Below are 15,488 nucleotides of genomic sequence, written 5' to 3'. Positions count from 1 at the left end.
TCCTTGCTCGACAGATTAAAGAGATTATAGAAATGAATAAAACAATCCAAAGCTTAGTCGTAGCAGCTTTTGCTGGTTTCGCGGTAACAACTTATGCAAATGAACCAGCTCAGCCACAGGAAATGCATTTTCCAGCGATTGAAAAAAGTTACTTAAAACAAGTAAAACGCTATGAATACCAAGACGTTGCTCGTTTAGACAAAGGCCTAAATAAAGATCAAATTCGAGCTTTACTGGGAAATCCTCAGTTTAGTGAAGGGCTTTTTGCAGTAAAAATCTGGAACTATGTACTTGATGTTCGTATTCCTAATACGAACCAGTACCAACGTTGTCAGTTACGTGTTGATTTTGATAAGCGCTATTTAGCAGAACGTTTATCTTGGAAAGGTGAAGCGTGTGAAGGTTTGGTCGCTTGGGGAGAAAATAATCAGGTGCCAGCACATAACGCTGTAATTGCAGATCGTACAGCGAGTGTCTTATTTGCCTTTGATCGATTCGATGTTAATGCTATTGAAGAGGGTACTGACAGCATTACTAAAATTGTCGAGCAGATCAAGAAAAGCCAAACAACGAACCCTGTTATTGTTTCAGGTTTTACGGATCGGTTAGGTAAATTTAGCTATAACCAACAGTTGTCTTCACAACGTGCTAATACTATTGCCAAATTATTGGTGCAACAAGGCATTGAAGCGAGTCGAATACAAATACAGGCGAATAGTCAGACTGATTTATATAAGCAGTGTAGCGGTAACAATAGTTCACAACTTATTCAATGTTTAGCACCGAATAGACGTGTTAATATCAATTGGTGAAACGGTCTGTCAGGTAAAAGTAACCACCTTTAAAGTGGTTACTTTTATTCTTTTAGTAAACTGAAAAATAAATCAATCAGCTACATTTTGAATCATATAATCCTTTAATTACCTATAAAATTATAAAACGAATGGGATATTGATCCCCACCTAATATTGACTCTAGCTTTAATCTTCAAATAAACGCTTCTAAACAATAAATCTTTAAAAATGATTATTTATCAAATATAATTAAACTTTTTTAATAAAAATAAAACGATAGTTTTTAACTATAAATTCAAATTCAATCTTTTATTTTTATTAACTTTTGAATCGAAAAAAGTCTGACTTTACCTGCAAAGTTTTATTTATAGTAAAAAAATCATAATATGTTTTTTGTATTTATTTGATCATATATTGTCCTTTTTTCTTGTTTTTCATCGCATTACAAGATTTTTTTGTGATTTACCTCTCATTTTTTCTTTGGTATATTTCGCGAAATTTGCCACACCTTTTGTTTTTTTGAAACTTTATGTAACTTAAGGTAAGCATTGTCTATTTTTTGTAAAAATGCGAGTAAGTATATGAATAAAATATACAAAGTAATTTGGAACGCTTCATTAGGAATTTGGGTTGCTGTTTCAGAAATTGCAAAGGGTCATTCAAAAACTCGTAGTCAAAGAACAAATAATGCTTTGATGCCTTCTACTGAAGCCACCGATTTTCTACAGTCTTCAACTTCAATTAATTTTAAAATTAAACCACTTACTTGGGGAATATTAACTGTACTCGTTCCGTCTATTACTTTTGGTGAAGTTGGAGTGTCAGGAGGTTTTGCTACTGGAAATAATGCCACGGCAATTTCTGCATGTACTGGAACAGGAGTGGGGGGAACTGGAGACCGAGCTACTGCAGGAGGAGAACGTGCACTAGCAATAGGTTGTGGTGCAGTAACAGATTCAGATAGAGATATTGCAATAGGAAGCCAGGCTTCTACTGCAAATCCAGCAAATGCTACAGGAACTTATAATGAGTCGATAGCTATTGGTGCTGAATCTAGAGCAAGTGGATCTCAGGCTCTTGCAATAGGTGGTCAGGCTACAGCAACAGGTAATTCATCTGTAGCGATCGGTGCTGACGATATGGATAAAGTTGCTAGTACAAACCCGCCCGCTTATAACTACACACCAACTGCCGGAGATAACGCTCTATATAATAATACTGCTACAGCGGCTGCATATAAAAATTTGACAGGCGATTACTTAGTTGACTTTGAAAAAACAAATGGCGGTGCATCTGGGGTAGGAAATCGTTATACCAGAGTACAAACAGGTGAAGCTGCAGTTGCGGTAGGCCCTAAGGCTACAGCTACTGATTTGGGTACAGCTTTGGGTCCTGTAGCGACAGCTGGGTCAATCGCTTCAGTTGCGGTAGGCGTAAAAGCAGAAGCACGTGGACAAGGTAGTTTATCTATTGGTTCACTAGCTTATACCGCAAATACAGGTGATGTTGCTGTAGGTATTAACTCTGCTGCTACAGGAGGTGATTCGATTGCTATTGGTGCTGGAAGTGACTTAAAAGGCACTCCCTATGTTCAATCAGGTGCATCAGCGAGTAAAAAGGGTGCCAGTGCGTCTGGGGCAAATTCGATATCAATAGGTACTAACACTGCGGCGACTGGCACAAATGCAGTAGTTGTAGGTACGCAATCAACCGCTTCAAATTTGGCTGTAGCGGTTGGTTCGGTTGCTACAGCTGGAGACCAAAGCGTTTCTATTGGTTCAAATAGTGCAGCTTCCTCTCAAACATCTGTAGCAATTGGTGCAAGAGCACAAGCCTTACAAGCTAACTCTGTTGCTCTAGGTAGTGATTCAGTGGCTGATCGAGCTTCAGGTTCACTCGGATATGATCCTTTAACTGAAACAAGCACTACAAGTACGAATAGTATCTGGAAGGCGACAGATGCTGCTGTTTCAGTTGGAAATGGAACGACACGAACTCGTCAGATTACTAGTGTTGCGGCTGGAACAAATGATACAGATGCAGCCAACGTCGCACAGTTAAAAAAAGCAACTTCTAAAGTTTTAGCTGGAACAGGTACAACTGTTGCTCAAGGAACTGATAGTAACGGTATAACGACTTATACTGTAAATGCGAATACATTTACGGTACGTCAAGGAACAACAAATAAAGCAACTATTGGCGATAGTACCACTGATAAAGTTAGTTTTATCAATGGTAAAAATACTGTTGCTAAAGTAGCGGACGAATTAAATAGCAATACTGATGTTACTTTTGATTTAGCCGATGATATTTCATTAAATAGTGTAACAACTGGTAATACGACCCTGAATAGTTCAGGAGTTACAGTTAATGGTGGAGCGAATGGTCCAGTAAAATTAACAAATACTGGGCTAGATAATGGTGGAAATAAAATCACCAATGTCGCGGCAGGAACAGTTTCTTCTACCTCTACAGATGCAGTGAATGGTAGCCAGTTAAATACCACGAACCAGAATGTAACGACTGCTCAGAACACCGCAAATACAGCGGTGACGAATGCAGCTGCAGCACAAAATACGGCAAACACGGCAGTCAGCAATGCCGCAACAGCCCAAGCGACAGCAGACAAAGGTCTGAACTTTAGTGTGAATGGTGGTACAGCTGACAATGTGAAGTTGGGTGAAACGGTTAACTTTGCAGATGGTACCAATACCACAGTAACCTATGACCCTGCAACCAATACCTATAAATACAGTGTCAATGACAACATTGCATTAACCAATGCAGGTAGCTTAACAGTAGGAAATACTAAAGTTGATAACAGTGGATTAACCATTACTGGTGGCCCAAGTGTAACCACAGCAGGGATTAATGCGGGTAATCAGAAAATTACCAATGTTAAAGCAGGCACTAATGCGACTGATGCAGTCAATTTTAGCCAGTTAAATGCAACCAACCAGAATGTAACCACTGCACAAAACACTGCAAATACAGCAGTGACCAATGCAGCAGCAGCGCAAGCGACGGCAGACAAAGGCCTGAACTTTAGTGTCAATGGTGGTACAACTGACAACGTGAAGCTGGGTGAAACGGTTAACTTTGAAGATGGGACGAACACAACAGCAACCTATGACCCTGCAACCAATACCTATAAATACAGTGTGAATGACAACATTGCATTAACCAATGCGGGCAGTTTAACGGTTGGTAACACTAAGGTTGATGACAGTGGCTTAACCATTACAGGCGGTCCAAGTGTAACGACTGCAGGTATCAATGCTGCTAACCAGAAGATTACTAATGTCGCAGCAGGAACCATTTCATCTACATCAACAGATGCAGTGAATGGTAGTCAGTTAAATGCAACCAACCAGAATGTAACGACTGCTCAGAACACCGCAAATACAGCGGTAACGAATGCAGCTGCAGCACAAAATACTGCAAACACAGCAGTCACCAATGCAACTGCTGCCCAAGCGACGGCAGACAAAGGCCTGAACTTTAGTGTGAATGGCGGTACGGCTGATAATGTGAAGCTGGGCGAAACAGTTAACTTTGCCAATGGTACCAACACCACAGCAACCTATGACCCTGCAACCAATACCTATAAATACAGTGTCAATGACAACATTGCATTAACCAATGCAGGTAGCTTAACAGTAGGAAATACTAAAGTTGATAACAGTGGATTAACCATTACTGGTGGCCCAAGTGTAACCACAGCAGGGATTAATGCGGGTAATCAGAAAATTACCAATGTTAAAGCAGGCACTAATGCGACTGATGCAGTCAATTTTAGCCAGTTAAATGCAACCAACCAGAATGTAACCACTGCACAAAACACAGCAAATACCGCATTGACCAATGCAGCAGCAGCCCAAGCGACGGCAGACAAAGGCCTGAACTTTAGTGTCAATGGTGGTACAACTGACAACGTGAAGCTGGGTGAAACGGTTAACTTTGCAGATGGGACGAACACAACAGCAGTGTATGACCCAGCAACCAATACCTATAAATACAATGTGAATGACAACATTGCATTAACCAATGCGGGTAGTTTAACGGTCGGCAACACTAAAGTTGATAACAACGGATTAACCATTACTGGTGGCCCAAGTGTAACAACTGCGGGTATCAATGCTGCTAACCAAAAGATTACTAATGTCGCAGCAGGAACGAATGCAACTGATGCTGTTAATGTAAGCCAATTAAATGCGACCAACCAGAATGTAACCACTGCACAAAACACAGCAAATACCGCATTGACCAATGCAGCAGCAGCGCAAGCGACGGCAGACAAAGGCCTGAACTTTAGTGTCAATGGTGGTACAACTGACAACGTGAAGTTAGGTGAAACGGTTAACTTTGCAGATGGGACGAACACAACAGCAGTGTATGACCCGGCAACCAATACCTACAAATACAATGTCAATGACAACATTGCATTAACCAATGCCGGTAGTTTAACAGTTGGCAATACTAAGGTTGATAACAATGGCCTGACCATTACAGGCGGTCCAAGTGTAACAACTGCTGGCATTAATGCGGGTAACCAGAAGATTACCAATGTTGCTGCAGGAACTATTTCTGCTACATCAACAGATGCAGTGAACGGTAGCCAGTTATATACCACCAACCAGAATGTAACCACTGCGCAAAATACTGCAAACACAGCAGTCAGCAATGCAGCTGCAGCCCAAGCGACGGCAGACAAGGGCCTGAACTTTAGTGTTAATGGTGGTACACCTGACAATGTGAAGTTGGGTGAAACAGTTAACTTTGCAGATGGTGCCAACACCACGGCAGTGTATGACCCAGCAACCAATACCTATAAATACAATGTGAATGACAACATTGCATTAACCAATGCGGGTAGCTTAACGGTAGGTAACACCAAGGTTGATAACAGCGGATTAACCATTACTGGCGGTCCAAGTGTAACAACTGTGGGTATTAATGCGGGTAATCAGAAGGTTACCAACGTGGCAGCAGGAACTATTTCTGCGACCTCTACAGATGCAGTAAATGGTAGTCAGTTAAATACCACGAATCAGAACGTGACCACTGCTCAGAACACCGCAAACACAGCGGTGACCAATGCAGCAGCAGCCCAAGCGACAGCAGACAAAGGCCTGAACTTTAGTGTTAATGGTGGTACGGCAGACAACGTGAAGCTAGGTGAAACGGTTAATTTTGCAGATGGTACCAACACCACGGCAGTGTATGACCCGGCAACCAATACCTATAAATACAATGTGAATGACAACATTGCATTAACCAATGCGGGTAGCTTAACAGTTGGGAATAGCAAGGTTGATAACAGTGGCTTAACTATTACTGGTGGTCCAAGTGTAACCACTGCAGGTATTAATGCGGGTAACCAGAAAATTACTAATGTAGCAGCAGGCACCATTTCATCTACATCAACAGATGCAGTGAATGGTAGTCAGTTAAATACCACGAATCAGAACGTGACCACTGCTCAGAACACCGCAAACACGGCAGTGACCAATGCTGCTGCTGCCCAAGCGACAGCAGACAAAGGCCTGAACTTTAGTGTCAATGGTGGTACGGCTGACAATGTGAAGCTGGGTGAAACGGTTAACTTTGCCAATGGCACCAACACCACTGCAGTGTATGACTCTGCAACCAATACCTATAAATACAATGTAAATGACAACATTGCATTAACCAATGCCGGTAGCTTAACAGTTGGTAACACCAAGGTTGATAACAGCGGATTAACGATTACCGGTGGTCCGAGTGTAACCACTGCAGGTATTAATGCGGGCAACCAAAAAGTTACTAATGTAGCTGCTGGAACGATTTCTGCGACATCAACAGATGCAGTGAATGGTAGTCAGTTAGATGCGACCAATCAGAATGTAACCACTGCCCAAAACACTGCAAACACAGCAGTCACCAATGCAGCGGCAGCCCAAGCAACGGCAGACAAAGGCCTGAACTTTAGTGTGAATGGTGGTACAGCTGACAACGTGAAGTTGGGTGAAACGGTTAACTTTGCCAATGGCACTAACACCACTGCAGTGTATGACCCTGCAACCAATACCTATAAATACAATGTAAATGACAACATTGCATTAACTAATGCGGGTAGCTTAACGGTCGGCAACACCAAGGTTGATAACAGTGGCCTAACCATTACAGGTGGTCCAAGTGTAACCACTGCAGGTATTAATGCAGGCAACCAGAAGATTACCAATGTTGCAGCAGGAACCAATCCGACTGATGCTGTTAATGTAAGCCAGTTGGGTGCAGTAACTACAGCCGCGAATACCAAGACAGATGCTTTAGGTACAAGTACAGCAAGTAATCTGGGTGGTGGAGCAATTTATAATCCGGTTACAGGTGCAGTCAGTTCACCAGTCTATAGCGTGAATGGCAACAACATGAACAACGTTGGTGACGCGATCACAGCACTGGATAAAGGCTGGACCTTACAAAGCAATGGTGCCAATGCAGGTGCAGTGAAAGCTGGCGATACAGTTGACATTGGTACGGTTGCAGGCGAAAGCAACCTGAAAGTAACCAAGACTGGTAACAAGATCCAGTATGGTTTAAACCGTGATCTTAATATTGACAGCGTAACGGCAGGTGACAGCAAGCTAGACACCAATGGTCTCACCATTGCTGGTGGTCCAAGCGTGACCAAGTCTGGCATTGATGCAGCGAACCAGAAGATTACTAATGTAGCTGCAGGTACCATTTCTTCTACATCAACAGATGCAGTAAATGGTAGCCAGTTAGATGCGACCAACCAGAATGTAACGACTGCCCAGAATACTGCAAACACAGCAGTGACCAATGCAGCGGCAGCACAAGCGACGGCAGACAAAGGCCTGAACTTTAGTGTGAATGGTGGTACAGCTGACAATGTGAAGCTGGGTGAAACGGTTAACTTTGCAGATGGCACCAACACCACTGCAGTATATGACCCTGCAACCAATACCTATAAATACAATGTGAATGACAACATTGCATTAACCAATGCGGGTAGCTTAACGGTTGGTAACACCAAGGTTGATAACAGTGGTTTAACCATTACCGGTGGCCCAAGTGTAACGACTGCGGGTATTAATGCAGGCAACCAGAAGATTACCAATGTAGCTGCTGGAACCAATCCGACTGATGCTGTTAATGTAAGTCAACTTGGTGCAGTAACTACAGCAGCGAATACCAAGACAGATGCTTTAGGTACCAGTACCGCGAACAACTTAGGTGGTGGAGCAATTTATAATCCGCTTACAGGCGCAGTCAGTTCACCAGTCTATAGCGTGAATGGCAACAACGTAAATAACGTGGGTGACGCGATCACAGCACTGGATAAAGGCTGGACCTTACAAAGCAATGGTGCCAATGCAGGTGCAGTGAAAGCTGGCGACACAGTTGACATTGGTACAGTTGCAGGTGAAACCAACTTGAAAGTAACCAAGACTGGAAACAAGATCCTGTATGGCTTAAACCGTGATCTGAATGTGGACAGCGTAACCACAGGCGACAGCAAGTTAGACACCAACGGTCTCACCATTGCTGGTGGTCCAAGTGTGACCAAGTCTGGCATTGATGCAGCTAACCAGAAGATTACCAATGTAGCTGCAGGTACTATTTCTTCTACGTCAACAGATGCAGTAAATGGTAGCCAGTTAAATGCGACCAATCAGAATGTAACCACTGCCCAGAACACTGCAAACACAGCAGTGACCAATGCAGCAGCAGCACAAGCGACAGCTGACAAAGGTCTGAACTTTAGTGTCAATGGTGGTGCGGCTAAGAACGTGAAGTTGGGTCAAACGGTTAACTTCGCAGATGGCACCAACACCACTGCGACGTATGACCCGACAACCAATACTTATAAATACAGTGTCAATGACAACATTGGTTTAACCAATGCAGGTAGCTTAACGGTCGGCAATACTAAAGTTGATAACAGTGGTTTAACGGCTGGCAATACTAAGGTTGATAACAGTGGATTAACCATTACTGGTGGTCCAAGTGTAACGACTGCGGGTATTGATGCAGGTAACCAGAAGATTATCAATGTTGCAGCAGGTACCAATCCGACCGATGCTGTTAATGTAAGCCAGTTGGGTGCAGTAACTACAGCAGCAAATACCAAGACAGATGCTTTAGGCACCAGTACCGCGAACAACTTAGGTGGTGGAGCAGTTTATAATCCTGTTACAGGCGCAGTCAGTTCACCAATTTATACTGTAAATGGCAACAACGTAAATAACGTGGGTGCTGCAATCAGTGCATTGGATAAAGGCTGGACCTTACAAAGCAATGGTGCCAATGCAGGTGCAGTGAAAGCGGGTGATACGGTTGACATTGGTACGCTTGCAGGTGAAACGAACCTGAAAGTAACCAAAACTGGTAACAAGATCCAGTATGGTTTAAACCGTGATCTTAATATTGACAGCGTAACGGCAGGCGACAGCAAGCTAGACACCAATGGTCTCACCATTGCTGGTGGTCCAAGCGTGACCAAGTCTGGTATTAATGCAGCTAACCAGAAGATTACTAATGTAGCAGCAGGTACGATTTCTGCGACATCAACAGATGCAGTGAATGGTAGTCAGTTACATACCCTTGATAGTCGTGTGACTAAGAATGGTGATTCTACAGCCAATATTTTTGGTGGTGGTGCTAAAGCTAATCCAGATGGTTCAATTTCTAACCCGACTTATAATGTTGCAGGTACAAGTGCAAACAATCTAGGCGATGCTTTAACGGCATTGGATAAAGCAGTCACTGATGCAGGTACAGCAGCAAATGCAGGCTGGACTGTTTCAGCCAATGGTGATACTGCGACTGCTAAAAACATCAAGCCAAATGGCAAAGTCAACTTTACAGGCGACGATAACTTAACCGTTGCTCAGACGAGCGATACGACCAATGAGGGTAACATTAAGGTTGCGCTGAATAAAAACTTAAAGGTTGATAGCGTTACAACTGGTACTACAGTAATTGATACGACTGGCGTAAAAGTTGGAGATAATGTTCAGTTAGGAGCAACAGGCTTAACTATTGTTGGTGGTCCAAGTATCACGACTTCTGGAATCAGTGCAGGTAACAAGGTCATTACCAATGTAGCTGCTGGTGTTAACACGACAGATGCAGTGAACAAAGGCCAACTTGATGGTGCAATTACGAACATTAATAACAATGTTGGTGCATTGGCTAATAGTGCCGTTCAGTATGACAAAAATGCAGATGGTACAGTCAATAAAGACTCTGTCACTTTAGCAGGTGGTGCTAATGGTACAGCACTTAAGAATGTTGCCAATGGTACTGTAGCAGCAGGTTCTAAAGATGCTGTAAATGGAGGCCAGTTGTGGAGTGTTCAGCAACAGGTTGACAAAAATACAGGTGATATCTCGAACCTTCAAAATAACATTAACAATGGTAAAACCGGTCTAGTTCAACAGGCGGATAAAGATGCTGCGATTACTGTTGGTAAAGACACGGGTGGAACACAAGTTAATGTTGCTGGTAAAGCCGGTGACCGTACGGTGACTGGCGTTAAAGCAGGTGCAGTGACTAAGTCTTCAAAAGATGCAGTAAATGGTTCTCAGCTTAATACCACAAACCAAGCACTTGTAAGCGCACTAGGTGGTGGAGCGGGTTATAACAATATTACCGAAAGCTTCTCAAATCCGACATATAACGTAGGTGATAAGTCTTACAACAATGTCGGTGATGCGTTAGGTGCATTGAATCAAGCTGATCAAACATTAAATAACAAAATTGATAATGTGAACAACAAGCTTGAGCAAGCGTTCTATGCAACAAATCAGCGTATCGACAACTTGGAAGAAAAAATGTCTGCTGGTATTGCTGCAAATGCTGCACTTGAAAATGCGCCATTTATTGCAGGGAAAGTCACTATGGCTGTTGGTGCTGCTTACTATAATCAGCAAAATGCTGTAGGTGTGACCTTACGTAAAACTGCTGATAATGGACGTTGGTCACTTACAACAGGTGCAGCGCTTGGCAGTCAGGGTAGTCCATTAGTTCGTGTTGGCGTAAGTACAGTAATTGACTGAGTGCCTAACTAAGGAGAGTTTATCTCTCCTTTAAAATAATATTGTGAGTATGAAAATGAAACAAAATATTCAAATTTTGGTAATGGGCATCTTGGTAAGTTTAAGTATCACTGGATTTACGGATACTGAAGTAGCAATTCAACGAGATGAGGTGAAATTTCCAGCAATTGAAAAGAGTTATCTTAAACAAGTAAAGCGTTATGAGTATGACGACGTTGCTCGTTTGGATAAAGGATTGGATAAAGATCAAATTCGAGCTTTACTAGGAAATCCACAATTTAGTGAAGGGGTTTTTGCAGTAAAAGTATGGAATTATGTATTGGATATCCGTATTCCTAACACTAATCAATATCAACGTTGTCAATTACGCATTGATTTTAATGAAAAATATTTGGCTAAACATTTATCTTGGAAGGGGGAGGTGTGCGAAGGTTTGGTTGCTTGGGGTGGGAATAATCAGTCACCAGAGCATAGTAATTTAATTTTTGAGCGAACAGCAAGTGTGTTATTCCTCTTCGATCGATTTGATGTTAACGCTATTGAACAAAGTATTCATAGTGTTGAGGAAATTGCTGAAAAGATCAAAAAAAGCCAGACCACAACACCAGTTATTGTTTCAGGTTTTACCGATCCATTGGGTAAATTTAGCTATAATCAAGAATTGTCTTCACAGCGTGCTAATACAGTTGCCAAGTTATTGGTTCAACAAGGTATTGATCCTACACGTATACAAATACAGGCGAATAGCCAGACTGATCTATACAAGCAGTGTTCAGGGAAAAATAGTTCACAACTTATCGAATGTTTAGCGCCAAATAGACGCGTCAATATAAGCTGGTAAATAATCTGCCACATAAAAGTACTCCTATTTCTTAGGATTACTTTTATGTGTTATGAAAAATAAGAAAAATTATAATAAATATTTTTAGTTGTTTGAATTTTAATGATTTTTTATAAATATTTTCGTGTTTAGAGCTTTTTAATATTTCTGTGGAAGATATTAATATATTGAAAATATTAAATTTTTATCAATACAACTTGGCTAAATATATTTTATATTTATGTAAAAATAGTATAAATATCAATATCTTGTCTTTTATTTTTAGCAATTAAAGAATTTGACTGACGAAAAGCATTTTGATTGTAAAAAAATGTAACAGAAGTATTTTTAATGTTTAACCTTAAGAAAAATTAATAAATTGATTAAATTACTATTTTTTTCTAAATATAAAAAAAGTTAACAATATTTATTACTTGTTGTGACTTTGTTTGATTTTAATATTTAAAAATGTGATTTACTTCTCAAAATAAAAAAGATATTTTCACAAAAAATAAGCAATTTAATTGGATTGATTGCAAAAGTTTACAAATGTAAGCGTTAAGTTTACGGGTGGGAATATGAATAAGATATACAAAGTGGTATGGAACGCTTCTATTGGTACATGGACTGTTGTATCAGAATTAGCTAAAAGCAAAACGAGAACTGGTTCTGTTTCATCCTCTTCCGAAATAACTGGTTCGCAAAATGAGATTGTTTCTAGAGAAAAGAAATTTAGACCTAAGGCACTTGTATTATCTATCATCTCCTGTTTAGCCGTTTCACATGTGTGGGCCGACTACACAAACTCGTATGGTTCAATTATTGATACAAGTCCAACCATTAGTAATGGTATTGCCATAGGGGCAAATACGGGTACTCCAGCGACTGCAAATGATTCTAACGGATTAGCAGTTGGATCAAGAGCAAATGCCAGCGCAGCAGATTCAACCGCATTAGGAAATTATGTAAATGCGACTGGTGTAAATTCAACAGTAGTTGGTGGACAAGCTAGTGCTGCTGGTGCGCAATCAATTGCACTTCAAAATAATAGTGATGCAGATCTTGTCGCAGAAGGTTTGGCAACAGGCTCATCTTTTACAGCAGTTGATAGTGCTTCTAGTTACAGTGTCGCAATTGGTGCGATGAGCCAAGTTGTGGGTTCAACAGCTGCAATGGCAATAGGAAAAAATGCTCAAGTTAACAGTGGCGCAAATAATGCTACTGCTATTGGTAATACAGCGACTGTAGACACAAATGCGGTTGATGGTGTTGCTATAGGTACTAACAGCTTAACCTCAGCAGCAAATAGTGTAGCTCTCGGGCCAAGATCAACTGCGAATGTAACAAATTCAGTTGCTTTGGGTGCAGGATCAACAACTACGGTACAAAGTGGCAACTCATATATAACGAATGTTGCAGCGTCTACGACAAATGGTGTTGTTTCGGTGGGTTCAGCAACAAATACTCGACGTATTCAAAACGTAGCCGATGGTGCGGCCGATTCAGATGCGGTTACGGTTGCTCAGTTAAAGGATGTAAATAATCGTGCTGTAGGTAATACGACGGCATTAGGTGGTGGCGCAGCATATAATCCTGCAACAGATGTATATACACCACCAAGTTATACAATAACAAAAACAGATGGAACGACTTATACTTCTGTTAATACCGTGTCTGGTGCGCTAACTAATTTAAATAATGAAGTTGTTAAACCTATTACTTTTGCTGGTAATACAGGGAGTTCAGCAAATAATTTAGGTACAACACTTAATATCACTGGAGGAGGTTCAACTGCTGGAACCTATTCTGGAAATAACTTAAAAACGGCTGTGACTGGTAACACAGTTAATATTCAAATGGCTGATGCACCTGTTTTCTCTGGGACAGTTACGGCTGGAAACTTAACTACTGGAGGTTCATTAAATGTTACTGGTGCAAGTAACTTAAATGGCGGTGCTAACCTTAATAATCAGAAAATTACCAATTTAGCAGCAGGTACGATTTCTTCTACCTCTACAGATGCAGTGAATGGTAGTCAGTTAAATACCACGAATCAGAACGTGACCACTGCTCAGAACACCGCAAACACAGCGGTGACCAATGCAGCAGCAGCTCAAAATACGGCAAACACGGCAGTCACCAATGCAGCAGCAGCACAAGCGACAGCAGACAAAGGCCTGAACTTTAGTGTGAATGGTGGTACAGCAGACAATGTGAAGCTGGGTGAAACGGTTAACTTTGCCAATGGCACCAACACCACAGCAGTGTATGACCCCGCAACCAATACCTATAAATACAATGTGAATGACAACATTGCATTAACCAATGCGGGTAGCTTAACGGTCGGTAACACCAAGGTTGATAACAGTGGCTTAACCATTACCGGTGGTCCAAGTGTAACGACTGCAGGTATTAATGCGGGCAACCAGAAAATTACTAATGTAGCAGCAGGTACTCTTTCATCTACATCAACAGATGCAGTCAATGGTAGTCAGTTAAATACCACAAACCAGAATGTAACCACTGCTCAGAACACCGCAAACACGGCAGTGACGAATGCGGCAGCAGCACAAACTACTGCAAACACAGCAGTTACTAATGCAGCTGCTGCACAAGCGACGGCAGACAAAGGCCTGAACTTTAGTGTGAATGGTGGTACAGCAGACAATGTGAAGTTAGGTGAAACGGTTAACTTTGCAGATGGCACCAACACCACTGCAGTGTATGACCCTGCAACCAATACCTATAAATACAATGTAAATGACAACATTGCATTAACCAATGCGGGTAGCTTAACGGTTGGTAACACCAAGGTTAATAACAGTGGTTTAACTATTACTGGCGGTCCAAGTGTAACAACTGTGGGTATTAATGCAGGTAACCAGAAAGTTACCAATGTAGCTGCAGGCACCATTTCATCTACATCAACAGATGCAGTGAATGGTAGCCAGTTAGATGTGACCAACCAGAATGTAACCACTGCGCAAAATACAGCAAACACAGCAGTCACCAATGCTGCAGCAGCACAAACTACTGCAAACACAGCAGTGACCAATGCTGCAGCAGCACAAGCAACGGCAGATAAAGGTCTGAACTTTAGTGTGAATGGTGGCACGGCAGACAATGTGAAGTTGGGTGAAACGGTTAACTTTGCAGATGGCACAAACACCACTGCAGTGTATGATCCTGCAACCAATACCTATAAATACAATGTAAATGACAACATTGCATTAACCAACGCGGGTAGCTTAACAGTTGGTAACACCAAGGTTGATAACAGCGGATTAACGATTACCGGTGGTCCGAGTGTAACCACTGCAGGTATTAATGCGGGCAACCAAAAAGTTACTAATGTAGCTGCTGGAACGATTTCTGCGACATCAACAGATGCAGTGAATGGTAGCCAGTTAGATGCGACCAACCAGAATGTAACGACTGCGCAAAACACAGCAAATACAGCAGTCACCAATGCAGCGGCAGCACAAGCGACGGCTGATAAAGGCCTGAACTTTAGTGTGAATGGTGGTACAGCTGACAACGTGAAGTTGGGTGAAACGGTTAACTTTGCAGATGGTACGAACACGACTGCAGTGTATGACCCTGCAACCAATACTTATAAATACAATGTGAATGACAATATTGCGTTAACCAATGCGGGTAGCTTAACGGTTGGTAACACTAAGGTTGATAACAGCGGATTAACGATTACCGGTGGTCCGAGTGTAACCACTGCAGGTATTAATGCGGGCAACCAAAAAGTTACTAATGTAGCTGCTGGAACGATTTCTGCGACATCAACAGATGCAG

The 15,488-nt window shown here is 41.8% G+C and carries 4 protein-coding genes; all 4 read left to right on the top strand.

All coding sequences use genetic code 11. The annotated features are described in order from the left end of the window. Window positions 1-32: 32 nt before the first annotated feature. A complete protein-coding gene (locus ACIF8R_RS05365; RefSeq protein ID WP_396479550.1) occupies window positions 33-812 on the top strand; it encodes an OmpA family protein in 780 nt (259 codons plus the stop codon). 563 nt (window positions 813-1,375) lie between these two features. Beyond that, window positions 1,376-10,861: an ESPR-type extended signal peptide-containing protein gene (locus ACIF8R_RS05360; protein ID WP_396479548.1), complete on the top strand. Its 9,486-nt coding sequence runs from the start codon at window positions 1,376-1,378 to the stop codon at window positions 10,859-10,861. Between the two features lie 55 nt (window positions 10,862-10,916). Continuing rightward, window positions 10,917-11,702, top strand: a complete 786-nt coding sequence (locus ACIF8R_RS05355) for an OmpA family protein (protein ID WP_396479546.1) — start codon at window positions 10,917-10,919, stop codon at window positions 11,700-11,702. A gap of 557 nt (window positions 11,703-12,259) precedes the next feature. Then, on the top strand, window positions 12,260-15,488 hold a 3,229-nt coding region (locus ACIF8R_RS05350), incomplete at its 3' end, for an ESPR-type extended signal peptide-containing protein (RefSeq protein WP_396479544.1).

Source organism: Acinetobacter sp. ABJ_C4_1, from assembly GCF_044538495.1.
GTDB classification, from domain to species: Bacteria; Pseudomonadota; Gammaproteobacteria; order Pseudomonadales; family Moraxellaceae; genus Acinetobacter; species Acinetobacter nosocomialis_A.
Note: the sequence above shows the minus strand (reverse complement) of the source record. Positions and strands in the feature narration are given on the sequence as shown.

Bases quoted from the DNA above. Each gene is read 5' to 3' on its own strand.
- ACIF8R_RS05360 (WP_396479548.1), top strand. From the start codon at position 1,376: ATGAATAAAATATACAAAGTAATTTGGAACGCTTCATTAGGAATTTGG.
- ACIF8R_RS05355 (WP_396479546.1), top strand. From the start codon at position 10,917: ATGAAACAAAATATTCAAATTTTGGTAATGGGCATCTTGGTAAGTTTA.
- ACIF8R_RS05365 (WP_396479550.1), top strand. From the start codon at position 33: ATGAATAAAACAATCCAAAGCTTAGTCGTAGCAGCTTTTGCTGGTTTC.